The organism is Saccharothrix isguenensis, assembly GCF_052936305.1.
In genome coordinates this window covers 1,655,240-1,670,091 of record NZ_CP193626.1, presented here as the reverse complement: position 1 = coordinate 1,670,091, position 14,852 = coordinate 1,655,240, and the positions used below count along the sequence as shown (strand labels likewise).

The window sequence follows — 14,852 nt, the reverse complement described above, 5'->3', positions numbered from 1 at the left end:
CGACCACAACCGAGCGGCAAGTGGAAGACTTTCCAGATGGATCCTTCGTGAATTACTTTCTAACCGACCGACCGGCGCAACGCGGCGGAGCCGCCGACCACGGGGAGTTTCACCACCGTCGACGTGAGGTCGATCGACAGGCCGGTGCCGGGCGTCGGCCGCAGCGTGTAGTCGTGGTCAGAAGAGATCACCACGAACTCGATGCTGTGACCAGTCGGGACCACGTAGTCGGTCGGTTCCAGCTCGACCTCGACCCGGTACCGCTTGCCCGGCTCGATCGGCTTCGTCCGGGACGGCGACACGCGGTTCTGCGGGTCCGTCCACCCCCGCGTGATCACGTGCGACGTGCCGTCCGGCGCCCGGTCCACCAGCAACGCGGTCACGTTGGCCGCCGGCCGGTCGAACGAGACCGCCAGGTCGACCCGCGCGACACCGGAGAACCGGACCGGCGACGCGGCCGGCCGCGTCGCGTACGACAGGCGGTTGCCCGAGGCGGGCAGGTCGATCAGGTCCTCGGCCCGCTTGGACGCGTCGTCGCGCAACGACTCCACCACCGCGCTCCCGGGCACCGGCCCGGACCGCAGCGCGCCCTTCGCCGAACCGCCGGCCCACGGGTGCACGCGGGCAGTGGACGTGCCGGGGGCGGGCCAGTCGGCCTCGTCCACCCAGGTGACCTTGTCCTCGCGCTGGATCGTCGCCTTCGGCTCGCGCTCGATGCCGTTGTCGACCCCGTACAGGTAGTGGCTGAACCACCGGTTGATCGTGCGCCGCCACTCGACCGACCGCAGCGTGTCCGGGTCGGTGTGCGCGGCCTGGTGCAGCCAGATCTTGTGCTCCACGCCGTGCTTCCGCAGCGCCTCGTACCACTGCGCGACGTGCTTGACCTTGACGTTCCAGTCGCTCAGCCCGTGCACGGCGAGCACCGCGGCCCGCACCTTGGCGGCGTCCTTGACGTAGTTCCGCTCGTCCCAGAACGCGCTGTAGTCGCCGGTCACCCGGTCCTGCCGGGCCGCGATGTCCGCGATCACCGGCTTGCAGACCTCCCGGTCGGCGCGGGTGTAGACGTACTCCGCCAGCACGTCCAGGTCCTCGCCCTGATACCCGCCGGGCGCCACCACCGCGCCGTCGGCCCGGTAGTAGTCGTACCAGCTGGAGATGGCCGCGATGGGCACGATGGCCTCCAGGCCCTCGACCCCGGTCGCCGCCACCGCGTTCGGCAGGGTGCCGTTGTACGACACGCCCATCATGCCGACCTTGCCGGTGCTCCAGTCCGCCTCGACGGGGGCGCCGGCCGCGTCGCGCGCGGTGGTGCGGCCGTTGAGCCAGTCGACCACGGACTTCGAGCCGATGGTCTCGTTGTGCCCGCCCGACGTGGGGCAGCCGGACGACTTGCCGCTGCCCAGCGACTCGGCGTACACCATGGCGAAGCCGCGGGAGACGAAGTAGTCCTCGTACCGCCCGGACCGGATCGGCGCCGGGTTGGGCCCGACCGCCGCCGCGATCCGCGCGTCCGCCTCGGCCTTCAGCACCGACCCGTCGCGCTTGTCGTACCCGCCGCGGCGGTTCGGCACGTACAGCTCCACGTCGACGTCGTGGTTGGCCACGTCGTTGCCGCCGGAGAAGTACGGGCTGTTGAAGAACACCACCGGCACCTTGAGCCCGCGGTCGGTGGCCGCCTGGCGGACCACCTCGGTGTAGACCTCGTCGTCCTGACCGTCGTGGTCGCTGTCGACCGGCGCTCGCACCCAGACGCTCTCGCGCACCACGTCCTTCGGGTCGAAGACGGGTTGCGCCTCACCTCCGACGAACACCGGACCCTCCGTCGCGGCACCGCCCACCGCGGGGATCGACCCCAGCGGCAGCGTGACCAGAGCGGCGAGCACCGCGGCTCTCCGTACACCCTTCACGACCGAACCCCCATCATTGTGGGACAGGTTTCCGGCAGACCCTCCACCGCCGCACAACCCCTGTCAAGGGCGCTTCACGTCCACTGTGGACGGTGAAGAAGACCCGACGATCGGCCCTTGACGACGTCGCCCGCTCAGCCCGCCGACCACGGCGACGCCCAGCCCGGCCAACGCCATCGCCGCACCGACCCAGTTGGGCGCGGTGTAGCCGTAACCGGCGTCGATCGCCACGCCGCCCAGCCACGCGCCCGCCGCGTTGCCCAGGTTGAACGCCGCGATGTTCGCCGCCGACGCCAGCGCGGGCGCGCCGGCCGCCTGCTCCAGCACCCGTGCCTGCAACGGCGCCACGGTCGCGAACCCGAACACGCCGAACACCGCGATCGTGATGACCGCCGGGACGGCCGACTGCGCGGTGAACACGAACACCACCAGCACCGCCGCGAGCGCGCCGAGGAACAGGTACAGGCTCGGCATCAGGCTGCGGTCCGCCGCACGCCCGCCGATCACGTTCCCGACGCACAGCCCGGCCCCGAACAGCACCAGCAGCCACGTCACCGCGCCCGGCGAGAACCCGGCGACCTCCGTCATCATCGGCGCGATGTAGGTGAACGACGCGAACACCGCGCCGAACCCGAGCGCCGTCGTGGCCAGCGCCAGCCACACCCCGGACCGGCGGAACACCGCCAACTCGCCGCGCAACCCCGTCGAGGCCGGCTGGACCGGCACCAGCGCGACGATGCCCACCAGCCCGGCGACGCCCAGCGCGGTCACCGCCCAGAACGTCGACCGCCAGCCGAACTCCTGCCCCAACGCCGTGCCCGCCGGGACGCCGAGCACGTTCGCCACGGTCAGCCCGGTGAACATCAGCGCGATCGCCCGCGCCCGCCGGTCCGGCGCGACCAGCCCGGCCGCCACCACCGATCCGACACCGAAGAACGCGCCGTGGCACAGCGCCGCGACGACCCGTCCGGCCATCAGCACCGCGTAGTCGTCGGCGACCGCGCACACCAGGTTGCCGAGGATGAACAACGCCATCAGCCCCACGAGCATCTGCTTGCGCGGCAACCGCGACCCGCCCGCCGTGATCAGCGGCGCGCCGACCACGACGCTCAGCGCGTAGCCCGACACGAGCAGCCCGGCCGACGGGATCGACACCCCGAGATCGCCCGCCACCTGCGGCAGCAGTCCGACGATGACGAACTCCGTGGTGCCGATGCCGAACGCGCCGATGGCCAGCGCGATCAACGCGGGCGGCATCACAGCGCACCCAGCCAGGTCCGCAGCTCGCCCAGTAGCACGCGGTACTCGTCCAGCACGCCGTCCATCAACACGAACGGGTGAATCGTGCCATCGAACTCGCGCAGCCGGACCGGCACGCCGGCCGCCGCCAGCTTCGCCGCGTACCGCTCGCCGTCGTCACGCACCGGGTCGTGCTCGGCGATGGCGACGAACGCCGGCGGCAGGCCGTCCACCGACGCCCGCAGCGGCGCGGCCGACTCGGAGACCTCCCCGGACCCGAGGTAGTGCGACCAGAACCACCGCATCCCGGCCGTCGACAGCCCGCAGCCCGTCGCACTATCCACATAGGACCGAGTGGTGAAGTCCGCGTCCAGCGCGGGCACCACGAGCACCTGGAACGCCAGGTCGAGCGCTCCCCGGGCCCGCAGCGCCACGGCGGCGGCCAGGTTGCCGCCCGCGCTGTCACCCATGACCCCGATCCGTGCCGGGTCGACGTCCCGGGACCCGGCGTGCTCGAACAGCCACGCCGTGGCCGCGTACGAGTCGTCCAGCGGCACCGGGAACGGGTGCTCGGGCGCTTTCTGGTAGTTCACCGCGAACACCGCGTGCCCGGTCGCGTTGGCCAACGCGCGGAACGCCACGTCGTAGAGGTCGAGGTTGCAGGTCACCCACCCGCTGCCGTGCAGGAACACGATCGCCGGGAACGGCCCGTCGCCCTCGGGGTAGTAGATCCGCGCGGGCAGGTCGGCGGTCGGACCGGGCAGGAAGAAGTGCTCGACCCGCGCGACCGGCTCGGGTGCGCCCTGGAACCCGAGAAAACCCCACTGCGACCGCCGCGCCTCGAAGACCGTCAGGTCCTCCAGCGCCGGCGCGCCCGCGAGCTTCTCCAGCACCGCGCGGGCCTGTTCGTTCAATGACATGGGCCGATCATCAGGCCGCTACCACCCATAAGTCCAAGACATGTCTTTTCTCAAAGGCATAAACTGCTGTCATGACGCTGAGGCAGTTCGAGTACCTGGTGACGGTGGTGGACGAAGGTTCCTTCACCCGCGCCGCCGAGCTGCTGCACGTCAGCCAGCCGGCCCTCTCGCACCAGATCCGCGCGCTGGAGCGCACGGTGGGCACGCCGCTGCTCGACCGACTCCCCCGCGCCGTCCGCCTCACGCCCGCCGGACGTGCCTGGCTCCCCCACGCCCGTGCTGCCCTGGCCGACGCGGAGCGCGCGCTCACCGCCGCACGACGCACAGCGGGGCTGGAGTGCGGCGAACTCCGCGTGGCCACGCTCTACTCGCTCACCCTCGGGGTGCTGCCGCCCGTGCTCAGGCGGTGGCGCGCGGAACACCCGGACGTCCGCATCCGCCTGTTCGAGCACCGCCACGCCGACGAGCTGCGCGAGGCGATGGCCGAAGGCCGAGCCGACATCGCCCTCGGTCCGGAGCCCGCGAACTGGGTCGGCTTCCAGCAGCCGCTGGGCGTGGAGGAGTTCGTGGTCGTCCTGCCGCCCGACAGCCACCACCGCGAACCGATCGACCTGCGGGCGCTCGCGGACGACGGGTGGGTGCACTACGCGCCGGGCAACGGCCTGGCCGACCTGGTCGACGCGGCGTGCGCGGCCCGTGGCTTCCAGCCGGGTGCGGCCGTGCGGACCGAGCAGACCGCCGCCGCGCCCGTGCTGGCCGCGTCGGGCCTGGGTCCGGCGCTGGTGCCGCGCAACATCCTGCCGGAGGCGTTCGACGGGACCGTCCTGCGCACCGATCCCCCCGTGCGGAGAACCCTCGTCGCCTACGCGCACAGAACCCCCGACCCGCTCACGGCGGCCTTCGTGACGCTGCTCGCCGGTGCAGGATGGGACGCATGAGGCTGGTCATCCTGGGCGGCGGCGGCTTCCGCGTGCCGCTCGTGCACAAGGCGCTGGACGAGCACATCACCGAAGTCGTGCTGCACGACGTGGACGCGCACCGGCTGGACGCGATCCACCACGTGCTGCGCGGCGGACCACCCGTCACCGCCACCACCGACCTGGACGAGGCCCTGCGCGGTGCGGACTTCGTGTTCTCCGCGATCCGGGTCGGCGGCCTGGCCGGGCGTGCGATCGACGAGGAAGTCGCGCACGCGCACGGCGTCCTCGGCCAGGAGACGGTCGGCGCGGGCGGTATCGCGTACGGCCTGCGCACCGCTCCCGTGGCGGACCGGCTGGCCCGGCGCATCGCCGAACTCGCCCCGCGGGCCTGGGTCGTCAACTTCACCAACCCGGCCGGGCTGATCACCGAGGTGATGGCCCGTCACCTCGGTGAACGCGTGATCGGCATCTGCGACTCGCCGATCGGCCTGTGCCGCCGGGTGGCCCAGGCCCTCGGACTGGAGAACCCGACGTTCGACTACGCGGGCCTGAACCACCTCGGCTGGCTGCAAGGCGTGCACCTCGGTGCGGAGAACCTGCTGCCGACCCTCCTGGCCGACGACGACGCCCTGTCCCGGTTCGAGGAGGGCCGCCTCTTCGGCGCGGAGTGGCTGCGCGCGCTCGGCGCCATCCCCAACGAGTACCTGCACTACTACTACTCGACGCGGGAAGCGCTGGGCGACAACCGGGGCGCCTTCCTGCTCGGCCAACAACAGCGCTTCTACGGCGGTGAAGTGGACTGGGAGACCACGCGGCTGGAGCGTGAAGCCACGTACATGGCTCAAGAGCGGGAACGCGACACGCTGGAGGGCGGCGGGTACGAGCACGTCGCCATGGCGGTCATGCGTGCCATCGCGGACAACGAGACGGCGACGCTGATCCTCAACGTGCCCAACGACTCCACCCTGTCCACACTGGACGACCAGGCCATCGTCGAAGTGCCGTGCGAGGTCGACGCGACGGGTGCCCGGCCGCTACCCGTGAGCCCCCTCCCCGACCACGCCGCCGGGCTCGTCACCTCGGTCAAGGCGGTGGACCGGCTGATCACGGAGGGCACCCGGTCGGCCGCGCTGAAGGCGTTCGCCCTGCACCCGCTGGTCGACTCGGTCGCCACGGCCAAGAGCCTGCTGGACACCTACGTCCGGCGGCACCCGGAGTTGGCCTACCTGAGTTGAGCCCGGCCCAACGAGTCCGAACGGCGGGTCGTCTCCGGCAGCCGCGTCACGCACAACCGCAGCACCTCGGCGCACGCCCGGTCGAGGTCGATGCGGTGCCCCACGGACACGAACACCGGCTTCACCCCTTGCCGCGTCCGCAACGCCCGGCCCACGACCTCGCCGTCGTCCACGAGATCGGTGTGGGCGCCGCGCACGTCGTCCGGCATGGTGAACAGGCCCATCGGCGTCTTGGCCACGCCGACGCTGGGTATGCCCGTCACCACCCCGAGGTGGCACGCCAACCCGAACCGCCGGGGATGCGCCAGCCCCTGCCCGTCGCACACCAGCAGGTCCGGCGTGACGGTCAGCTTCTCCATCGCCTCCAACAACGACGGCAGCTCCCGGAACGCGAACAGGCCCGGCACGTAGGGGAAATCGGCCTTCCCCGGCACCACGGCCGAGTCGACCGTCTCCAACGACCCCGCGTCCAGCACCACGACCGCCGCCGCCAACCGCTCGTCGTCCGCGTACGACACGTCGAGCCCGGCGACGTGCCGGACCACCAGCCCCGGATCGGTCCGCGTCGAGACCAGCGGACGCAGCCGTTCCTGTTCCGCGATCGCCTCTTCCGGCGTCACTCGTGCCTCACCGAGGCGCGGTGCGCGGCGAGGAGGTCGTCGCCGAAGTCGCCCGACCGCCGTCGCCACACCGAGTGCGCGTGGTTGGCGTCGTTGGCCGTGTTGTCGTACTCGATCAGCAGTTCCGGCCCCTGGATCCGGTAGTAGTGCCCGTCGCCGCGCTTGGCGGAACCTTCCCACGCGAAGTGCAGCCGCTCCAGGTCCAGGGCGTCGAACTCCTCGTCGGCCAGGTCGCCGTGCAGCCGGTCGAGGTAGTACCGGACCAGCCCGACCAGCAGCCCGCGTGACGCCCGGTCGAGCTGCGCGGGTGTCACACCGACGGGTTCCAGGTCTCCCACGCGGGGCGAGTTGCCGGTGCGGAGGTCCGGCGGAGGGGTGTCGGCGACCACGGCCAGCCCGCGCGCCGTGCGGCCCATCCGGTCCAGCAGTTCGCGGGCCAGCTCCTCCTCCAACCGCAAGGGCTGCACCACCGTCCGCCCCCGGTACGTCGTCCGGGCCGGGTTCGCGCCGAGGAAGAACGGGGTGGCCGACACGCGCCCGTCCGCCACCACCACGCTCACCGACAGGTGGTGCCCCTCGACCCGCCAGCCCCAGGGCTCCTCACCGGGCTCGCCGAGCAGGACCGTCCAGTAGTCGCCCTGGTGCCGGTCGCGGAGGCCGCCTTCGCGGTCGTCCAGCACGTCCTCCAGCGCCATCACCGTGCCGGCCTGCGCGTAGGCGTGCGGGCTGAGCACGCACGCCAGCAGCCGGTGCACGGCCTTGCGCTGGTCCCGGTCCAAGGAGCCGTAGACGACGCCGGGCCGCTGCCCCGGCGTGTACGCCCACCGCTTGCGCAACTCGTCGTCGGACATGGCCCGCACCGCGACCGCGCGCTGCCCGTCGTCCAACAGGTCGAGGAAGCCCCGCGTGGCTTCGGCGATCTCGTGCAGCATCACCCGAACTTATCCGCCCGCGGGCCCGGGCGCGCGCAGCCGGCGCTACGGCCAGGGCTTGAGTTCCGGCCGGTCGCCGGTGACCGGGCCGGCCGGCTCGCGCCCGGCGAGCCACGCGACCAGGTCGGTGCGGTCGCCGGTGAGCGTGACGTCCTCGCCCTCGCCGATCACCCACCGGCGGTCTTCGGCCCGCAACGTGAGCCTGACGCCGTCCGGCACCCGCGCCGACAGGAAGTCGACCGCGTGGTCGCAGAACTCGGGCGACCACGTGACGGGACCGAGGTCGAGGTCCCGGGTGTGGATCTCGACCTCGCGCCACAGCGCGTACGCCGTGCCGGTGAGCGTGCTGCCGCGGTAGAAGGTCGGGGTGTCCCAGTCGCGGACGCCGGCCCAGGCCTTGGCGAGCCGGGCGACCGCGTCGGCGATCCCGGCCCGGTGCTCCGCCGCCGAGCGCACCGCGCCCGCCTCGATCGCGGCGTCCCGGGCGGGCCGACCACCGGGGTAGACCTCGACCTTCGCGCCTTCGTTCTCCGCCTGACCGGCGAGGCCGACGGTGACGTTCGCCAGGTGCGCCAGCACGTGGCCTCGCGTCCAGTCGGGCAGCAGCGACGGTTCGGCCACCTGCGCGTCGGTGACGTCCTCGATCAGGGCTGCCAACCGGCGGTGGGCAGCCAACACGTTCGCCTGGATCGTCACGGTTTCCCCTAATGGGCTGTAGGCTGAAGTCCGTTAGGAAACTTATCACTAGACTGGCCCCGATGGCACTGGCACTGGAGTTCGCGAGCACGGTCCGGCACGACGGGCACAGCGGGCTCAGGGACGACCTGGCCACCCCGGAGGGTTTCGCGGCGTGGCTGCGGGCGGTGTCGAGCGGGACCGCACCGGACGAGGCGTTGCGGCAGCGGGTGATCGAGCTGCGCTGGGCCGTGCGATCGCTGTTCGCGCACGTGGTGCGGGCCGACGAACGCCTCGACACGCCGCACCTGCTGGACTTCGAGCGCGCGCTGAAGATCGTCAACGACGCCGCCGCGCGGGTGCCCAGGGCGGCCCGGTTGGAGTGGACCGACGAGCCCCGGTTGCGGTACGTGGACGCGGCTGACCCCGGCGACCGCCTGCCGGCGACGTTGGCGACGGCGGCGATCGACTTCCTGGCGAGCGGTGCGCGGGAGGAACTGCGGGCGTGCCAAGCACCCCGGTGCATCCGGTACTTCGTCAAGGCCCACCCCCGGCAGGAGTGGTGCGCGCCGGCGTGCGGGAACCGGGCCAGGGTCAGCCGGCACTACCGCCGCGCGCACGACTGACCGACGCCGAGCCGCGCGAGCACCCGGAGGCGCCCGCGCGGTCCGTCGTGGTCGGCCTGCTCAGCCCTGCACGATGTAGGCGGTCAGCTTGTCCTGGTCTTCCTGGAGCTGGTTGATCCGGCTCTTCACCACGTCGCCGATGCTGACGATGCCGACCAACCGGCCGCCGTCGACCACCGGCACGTGCCGGATGCGCTGCTCGGTCATCAGCACGGTGAGGCTGTCGACCGAATCACCCGGCGTGCAGGTGAACACCTCGCTGGTCATGATGTCCGACACCGGTGCGCCCAACAGCTCGCCGCCCCGCTCGTGCAGCTTCCGCACGACGTCCCGCTCCGACACGATCCCGGCGATGCCCTCTGGGCCGATCACGACCATCGCGCCCACGTTGTGCTCGGCCAGCGCGGCGACGAGATCCGCTACCGACGCTCCCGACTCCACCGTCGCCACGGCCGAGCCCTTGTTACGCAACACGTCAGCGATCCTCATGGGGCGCCTCCCGATCTACACCGGACCCGGTTGCTACCCACCTCAGGCTAGTTCTCCGGGCACGTGATCGGCAGGTCACACGCCCGATAAGAGCACCGCCACCTCAGTCGGCCCGCTGCTGCGCGGCCGTCGCCGGCACCCCCAGCGCGGTGATCGCCACCAGCACCACGACGGTCGGGTGGAACCCTCCCAGCGCGCGCCCACCGCGGGCCCGGTGGAGAAGCCCACCGTGCGGACCAGCGTCGTCATGCCGCCGGCGGTGCCCATCAGCTCGGGTGGGGTGCGCGCCAGGAGGGCCGCCGCGTGGGGTCCGGCGAACAGCCCGTGCCCGATCCGATCACCGCCGGCCGCCACGCCAGGTCCCACGGATCATCACCCGCCCGGAGCAGCGGCACGGTACCGATCAAGATCACGGCGGTGCCCGTCGACGCGACCGCCCGGTACCCGCAGCGGTCCGCGACCACGCCGACGATCGGCGACAGCAGCGCCATCGCGGCCGACATCGCCAGCAGCACCAGCCCGACCGTCCGACCGAGGCCAGCCCGTCCACTGCGCCAACCGCACCACGTCCGGCAACGTCAACAGTCGCGCTGAGGCACCCCGGCGAGGCATCGGGAGTCAGCCCTGTTCGAGCAGGCCTATAGATGAACAGCCGCTCCGCGATCTCCCGGTTGGCCAACCCGTCGGTGACCAGCCGCAGGATCTCCACCTCTCGGGCCGTCAGCCCGAACCGCGCTCGTTCCGCCCGTCCGTCGCCGGTGAGCGTCACCCCCGACAGCGTCCTCGACCACGAGCACCACCGGCCGGTGCTCGGAGAGCCGAGCCGGCAGCGACAGCACACCCTCGAACAACCGTGGACGCGCCTCGTCCCCCGGCGCCTGCTCTTCGAACGCGGGCAGCAGGGGTGCGAGGTCGACGCTACTTCCCGACACCCGCCTCACCGCCGACGAGCACCGTCGCGGGCGCGTGGTGCAACGCGCCCGCGAGGTGCCCGGTCTCGGTCGACCGCCCGACCAGCTCCGGGCTCACCAGGTGTGCGCTCACGGCGCACCGGAGACCAGTCGAGCGGCGCGGTGCCGACGGGGTCCGTCAGCCGCCGCTGGTGCGGCGGAAGACGCGGCGACCCACGAACGTGTTCTGCTGCGGGCGGCCGGGGACCTTGTTCACGCTGTCGTTCTTGGCGGCGTGACCGCGGCGGGCGGCGCGGTTGAGCGGGGCGGCGGGCTCTTCCTGCCCCGAGTCCTGCTCCGGCTCCTGCTCCGGCTCGTGCTGCGCCGACTCGGTTTCGACCTGCGGACCGTCGTTCTTGGTCATGTGTGCCTCCTGAGGTGTGGCGAAGTCGCTGGTCAGCGACGCCGCATGGCGTAGTGGCGCGGGGTGACGGCAGCTCGGCCCCCGCCGTAGCGCGGCTGGACCGCACCGGACGAGCGTGCACCGCGCCGGGCGGCACGGCTGGTCGGCTGACCGTCGTGTGGTGGTTCGTTGCGCATGGTGGGCATGCGATCGCCTCCTCGGAATGTCGAGGCGTGCAGAAGGCTACGACCCCCGGTTCGACGGGGTCGCGAGAAGAGCCGCTAAGGCCACCAGGAGAAGGGCGCGGCGCGGCCCGAGGCCTGCGCGGCGCTGGAGGGAGAAGCCCTCAGAGGTAGATCTGGAAGAACATGGTCATCACGTTAGCCTGCTTCCCGCCACAACACCAACCGGTTATCCGCGAGTCGGCGCGAGCCCGAGTGGCCCAGGTCGTGGGCCGGCTCCGGGCACGTCCGGCTGGACCGGTCACTCCCGGATGTCCAGCACCTCGCCTTCGATGAAGGTGCCGTCCACGACCGCCGGCGGCGCGACCTCGCGCTCGGTGAAGAAGCGGGACGCGAAGGCGCCTACCGCACGCGTGGTGACCGCGTCGAACGTCCCGCCGATCACGCCGCCCACCAGCGGCACGCCCTTGGCCAGGGTGACGGTCGCCCTGCCGGCGCCGTACTTCGCCAGCAGGGTGAAGCCGACCCGCTTGTTGATCTCGCGGATGAGCTGGCCGGGAATTCGCTCGATCAGGTTCATGGTGAACCTGGCCCCCACCTTGATGCCCGCCTTCTTCAGCAGCTCCGTCCCCGCGTTTCCGAGCAGGCACAGCAGGATCGCCGTCTGCACCTCGTCGCTCTCCAGGTCGTGCCCGTACACGGCGGCGATCGACGCGATCAGGTGCGTCTGCACCAGGTAGGCGGCGGTGAGGTTGGCGGGCAGGCTGATCGGCAGCGTGATCAGGCCGCCGACGTTCGTGGCGAACCCCTGCACGCCGGCCGCCGCCACGTGCGTCCTGATCAGGTGCCTGATCGCCTCCTCCGGGGTCAACCCCTTGTCCAACGCCTCCACGGCCATCTGCTCGGCGCCCTTGAACGGCCCGAAGCCGTTGATGCCCACCTTCAGCAGGTGGTCGACCGCGTTCTGCTGCACCTTGGTGATCGCACCCGGTTCGTCCACCATGCCCTCGAGATTACGCGGCCCGCGATCGGGTAGCCGAGGCCAATGGACATGTCTTCGTTGGGAGAGCTGGTCAGGCAACGCGGCCCGTTCGCGTCGGTCTACCTTGACGCCTCGCACGACACCGAGGACGCGGCCAAGGCCATGGAGCTGCGGTGGCGCGCGGCGCGCGAGGAACTGGCCCGGCAAGGTGCGGACGAGGCGACGCTGGACGCGATGCAGGAGACGGCGCTGACGCCGGTCTCCGGCAAGTCCGGCCGGGCGATGATCGCGGCGCACGGGAGGCTGCTGCTGGACCGGGTGCTGCCCCGCCCGCCCGCCGCCGACACCGTGCGCTGGTCGGACCTGCCGCACGTGCTGCCGCTGGCCACCTGGATGGAGCCGGACGTGCCGCACGTCGCCGTGCTGGTCGACCGCGCCGGCGCGGACCTGCACGGCTACGACGCGCGGGGCGAGCAGACCTCCGAGGTGCAAGGCGACGACCACCCGCTGCACAAGGTCAACGCGGGCGGCTGGTCGCACCGGCGGATGCAGCAGCGGGTGGAGGAGACCGCGAAGCACAACGCGAACGCGATCGCGGAGGAGGCCGACCGGCTGGTGACCAGCCTGAACGCCCGGTTGCTCGTCCTGGGCGGCGAGGTGCAGGCACGTGCCGCGGTGCGGGAGGCGCTGAGCCCGCGCTGCCGGGACGTGCTGGTCGAGGTCGAGCACGCGACCCTCGCCGAGGGCGGGGAAGACGGCGCGTTCGACGACGCGGTGCAATCGCTCGTGGCCCAGTACCAGGTCGACCTGGACAACGACGTGGTCGAGGAGTTCACCGCGCAGACCGGCCGTCCGGACGGGCGCGCGGTGCAGGGCCTGGAGCCCGTGGTGGCGGCGCTGCGCGAGGCGAAGGTGGCGGCGCTGCTGGTGTCCGACCCGGCACTGGGCGACCGCACCGTCTGGTCCGGCGACGATCCCGCCCAGGTGGCGCTGAGCGAGGAGGACTTGCGCACGCTCGGCGTCGAACACGTGGGCGAGCACCGCGCCGACGAGGCCCTGGGCACCGCCGCCGCCGCGACGGGCGCGCAGGTGGTGGTCGCCGAGGTCGACGGACTGAGCGAGGGCGTGGGCGCCCTGCTGCGCTACTGAGCGCCGCTACCGGCTCCTACCGACAGTTCACGTACTGGCGGTTCACGCCGCGCTCGGGAGACCCGAGCGCGGCGAACCCCGGACCGGCTCAGACCGCCGCGGCGACGACGTCCTCGGCCGGCTTCTTCTCCAGCTTCAGCACCTTCTTGTTCTGCCGGCTGCGCTTCTCCAGGTACGTGGCCAGCCACGTGAGCAGCAGGCACATCGAGATGTACATCGCTCCCACCACGAGCGTGACGGGCACCAGCGGCCGGTCGAACTGGAACGCGCCGCCCAGCTCGCGTGCGTACTCCAGCAGCTCGTCGTAGGTGATGAGGAAGCCGAGCGCGGTGTCCTTGAGCAGCACCACCAGCTGGCTGATGATCGCGGGCAGCATCGCCCGGACCGCCTGCGGCAGCAGCACGTTGGACATCACCTGGGTCTTGCGCATGCCGACCGCGTAGGCCGCTTCGCTCTGCCCGCGCGGCAGCGACTGGACGCCCGCGCGGAACACCTCGGCCAGCACCGAGCCGTTGTAGAGCGTCAGGCCGAGCACGACCGAGTAGAAGGGCGGGCCAGGCGACACGCCGTAGTGGAAGAAGAAGATCATGACGACCAGCGGCACGGCCCGGAACAGCTCGACGACCACCATCGACGGCACCCGGATGATCTTGTGGTCGGAGAGCTGACCGGCGGCGAAGATCGCGCCGAAGATCATCGCCAGCACCGCGCCGACCGCGAACGCCTTCAGCGTGTTGACCAGCGCGCCGACGATGGACAGCTGGATCTGCTCGTACTGCAGCCAGCTCCACTTGTCGGCCTCGAACTGGCCGGTCACGGCGAACCGGTACACCACGAAGCCCACCACGCCGACCAGCACGGCGACGCCGAGGAGCGCGTACAGACGGTGGCGCAGCCGGGCGCGGGGCCCGGGGACGTCGAACAGGACCGAGCTCATCGGGCGATGCTCCACCGCTTCTCAAGGCTGCGCTGCAGCAGGGACATGGGGATCACGAGCAGGATGAAGAACAGCGCGACCCACAGCAGGCCGATCATCTGGTTCTCACCGCGCTCGGACAGGTACAGGCTGATCGAGCCCGCCTGGAACACGGAGAAACCCGCCGCGATGGTGCTGTTCTTCAGCAGCGCGATCATCGTGCTCATCATCGGCGGCACGACCGCGCGGGTGGCCTGCGGCAGCACCACGGAGCCGAGCATCTGGCCGAACGTCAGCCCCAGTGCCCGGGACGCCTCGGCCTGGCCGACGGGGACGGTGTTGATGCCGGACCGCACGACCTCGCACACGAACGCCGCGGTGTAGAGGATCAGCGCCGTCACCGCCGCGAAGAAGTAGTAGCCGCCCGCCGAGCCGAAGGTGTCCGAGGTCACGATCTCCAGCAGCGGGAACGCGAACGCGAAGAAGAAGAACACCAAGGTCAGGGGGGTGTTGCGGAGGAGCGTCACGTACGTGGCGCCCATGGCGCGCATCACGGGGACCGGCGCGACCCGGAGCATCGCCAGGATGACCCCCAGCACCAGCGATCCCACCGCGGAGAGCAGGAACAGCCACACGGTGCTGAGGAACCCGGGCCAGTACAGGTCCAGGTTGTCGAGCAGGACGTCCATCGGCTTCCTCGGCTAGGTCGTGGTGGTGACGGTGATGCGGCCGGCCGCCGGTAGGGGCGACCGGCCGCGTCATCGGGT

Annotated in this window: 19 protein-coding genes; 4 read left to right on the top strand and 15 right to left on the bottom strand. The window is 71.6% G+C overall.

The window, feature by feature from the left end; translation table 11 throughout:
- Positions 1-59: 59 nt before the first annotated feature.
- The 3 genes from ACRAKI_RS08175 to ACRAKI_RS08165 form a co-directional block, all read right to left on the bottom strand.
- Positions 60-1,907, bottom strand: coding sequence for a Xaa-Pro dipeptidyl-peptidase (locus ACRAKI_RS08175; protein WP_447006440.1), 1,848 nt, complete (start codon positions 1,905-1,907; stop codon positions 60-62).
- A gap of 63 nt (positions 1,908-1,970) precedes the next feature.
- Positions 1,971-3,164: an MFS transporter gene (locus tag ACRAKI_RS08170; protein ID WP_447006439.1), complete on the bottom strand. Its 1,194-nt coding sequence runs from the start codon at positions 3,162-3,164 to the stop codon at positions 1,971-1,973.
- Positions 3,164-4,066, bottom strand: coding sequence for an alpha/beta hydrolase (locus tag ACRAKI_RS08165; RefSeq protein ID WP_447006438.1), 903 nt, complete (start codon positions 4,064-4,066; stop codon positions 3,164-3,166). Before ACRAKI_RS08165 ends, ACRAKI_RS08170 begins: the two co-directional genes overlap by 1 nt.
- Before the next feature lie 71 nt (positions 4,067-4,137).
- Here ACRAKI_RS08165 and ACRAKI_RS08160 point away from each other — a divergent pair, with 71 nt between their 5' ends.
- Positions 4,138-5,004: a LysR family transcriptional regulator gene (locus ACRAKI_RS08160; RefSeq protein WP_447006437.1), complete on the top strand. Its 867-nt coding sequence runs from the start codon at positions 4,138-4,140 to the stop codon at positions 5,002-5,004.
- Positions 5,001-6,221, top strand: coding sequence for a family 4 glycosyl hydrolase (locus ACRAKI_RS08155; RefSeq protein ID WP_447006436.1), 1,221 nt, complete (start codon positions 5,001-5,003; stop codon positions 6,219-6,221). The genes ACRAKI_RS08160 and ACRAKI_RS08155 overlap by 4 nt, the downstream gene beginning before the upstream one ends.
- On the opposite strand, the gene ACRAKI_RS08150 is transcribed toward ACRAKI_RS08155, so the two are convergent.
- The 3 genes from ACRAKI_RS08150 to ACRAKI_RS08140 are packed head-to-tail and all read right to left on the bottom strand — an operon-like array spanning position 6,209 to position 8,469.
- Positions 6,209-6,841: an endonuclease V gene (locus ACRAKI_RS08150; RefSeq protein ID WP_447006435.1), complete on the bottom strand. Its 633-nt coding sequence runs from the start codon at positions 6,839-6,841 to the stop codon at positions 6,209-6,211. The two genes, ACRAKI_RS08155 and ACRAKI_RS08150, sit on opposite strands and share 13 nt — an antisense overlap.
- Positions 6,838-7,773, bottom strand: a complete 936-nt coding sequence (locus ACRAKI_RS08145; protein WP_447006434.1) for a DUF3500 domain-containing protein — start codon at positions 7,771-7,773, stop codon at positions 6,838-6,840. The genes ACRAKI_RS08150 and ACRAKI_RS08145 overlap by 4 nt, the downstream gene beginning before the upstream one ends.
- Positions 7,774-7,818: 45 nt before the next feature.
- On the bottom strand, positions 7,819-8,469 hold the full coding sequence (locus tag ACRAKI_RS08140; RefSeq protein ID WP_447006433.1) for a maleylpyruvate isomerase family mycothiol-dependent enzyme: 651 nt from the start codon (positions 8,467-8,469) through the stop codon (positions 7,819-7,821).
- A 62-nt stretch (positions 8,470-8,531) separates the two neighbouring features.
- On the opposite strand from ACRAKI_RS08140, the gene ACRAKI_RS08135 reads away from it, so the two are divergent.
- Positions 8,532-9,074: a CGNR zinc finger domain-containing protein gene (locus ACRAKI_RS08135; protein ID WP_447006432.1), complete on the top strand. Its 543-nt coding sequence runs from the start codon at positions 8,532-8,534 to the stop codon at positions 9,072-9,074.
- A 60-nt stretch (positions 9,075-9,134) separates the two neighbouring features.
- Here ACRAKI_RS08135 and ACRAKI_RS08130 read toward each other — a convergent pair whose 3' ends face one another.
- From ACRAKI_RS08130 to ACRAKI_RS08100, 7 genes are all read right to left on the bottom strand, one after another.
- Positions 9,135-9,563 (bottom strand): CBS domain-containing protein, encoded by a 429-nt coding sequence (locus tag ACRAKI_RS08130; RefSeq protein ID WP_447006431.1) that lies wholly within the window; start codon positions 9,561-9,563, stop codon positions 9,135-9,137.
- A gap of 75 nt (positions 9,564-9,638) precedes the next feature.
- A complete protein-coding gene (locus tag ACRAKI_RS08125; protein ID WP_447006430.1) occupies positions 9,639-9,929 on the bottom strand; it encodes a hypothetical protein in 291 nt (96 codons plus the stop codon).
- Positions 9,830-10,078, bottom strand: coding sequence for a hypothetical protein (locus tag ACRAKI_RS08120; RefSeq protein WP_447008625.1), 249 nt, complete (start codon positions 10,076-10,078; stop codon positions 9,830-9,832). Before ACRAKI_RS08120 ends, ACRAKI_RS08125 begins: the two co-directional genes overlap by 100 nt.
- Complete coding sequence (locus ACRAKI_RS08115; protein WP_447006429.1) at positions 9,973-10,332, bottom strand: LuxR C-terminal-related transcriptional regulator; 360 nt, start codon at positions 10,330-10,332, stop codon at positions 9,973-9,975. Before ACRAKI_RS08115 ends, ACRAKI_RS08120 begins: the two co-directional genes overlap by 106 nt.
- 149 nt (positions 10,333-10,481) lie before the next feature.
- Positions 10,482-10,607, bottom strand: coding sequence for a hypothetical protein (locus tag ACRAKI_RS08110; RefSeq protein ID WP_447006428.1), 126 nt, complete (start codon positions 10,605-10,607; stop codon positions 10,482-10,484).
- Positions 10,608-10,652: 45 nt separating this feature from the next.
- On the bottom strand, positions 10,653-10,877 hold the full coding sequence (locus ACRAKI_RS08105; RefSeq protein ID WP_447006427.1) for a hypothetical protein: 225 nt from the start codon (positions 10,875-10,877) through the stop codon (positions 10,653-10,655).
- 462 nt (positions 10,878-11,339) lie between these two features.
- The gene (locus ACRAKI_RS08100) at positions 11,340-12,041 is read right to left on the bottom strand and encodes an EcsC family protein (protein ID WP_447006426.1); all 702 of its coding nucleotides are present in this window, start codon (positions 12,039-12,041) and stop codon (positions 11,340-11,342) included.
- 48 nt (positions 12,042-12,089) lie between these two features.
- On the opposite strand from ACRAKI_RS08100, the gene ACRAKI_RS08095 reads away from it, so the two are divergent.
- Positions 12,090-13,169, top strand: coding sequence for an Rv2629 family ribosome hibernation factor (locus ACRAKI_RS08095; protein WP_447006425.1), 1,080 nt, complete (start codon positions 12,090-12,092; stop codon positions 13,167-13,169).
- Positions 13,170-13,257: 88 nt separating this feature from the next.
- Here ACRAKI_RS08095 and ACRAKI_RS08090 read toward each other — a convergent pair whose 3' ends face one another.
- Together ACRAKI_RS08090 and ACRAKI_RS08085 are read right to left on the bottom strand one after the other, a co-directional pair.
- Entirely contained in the window at positions 13,258-14,106 is an 849-nt protein-coding gene (locus tag ACRAKI_RS08090; protein ID WP_447006424.1) for an amino acid ABC transporter permease, read from the bottom strand.
- Positions 14,103-14,774: an amino acid ABC transporter permease gene (locus tag ACRAKI_RS08085; protein ID WP_447006423.1), complete on the bottom strand. Its 672-nt coding sequence runs from the start codon at positions 14,772-14,774 to the stop codon at positions 14,103-14,105. The genes ACRAKI_RS08090 and ACRAKI_RS08085 overlap by 4 nt, the downstream gene beginning before the upstream one ends.
- Between the last annotated feature and the right edge of the window lie 78 nt (positions 14,775-14,852).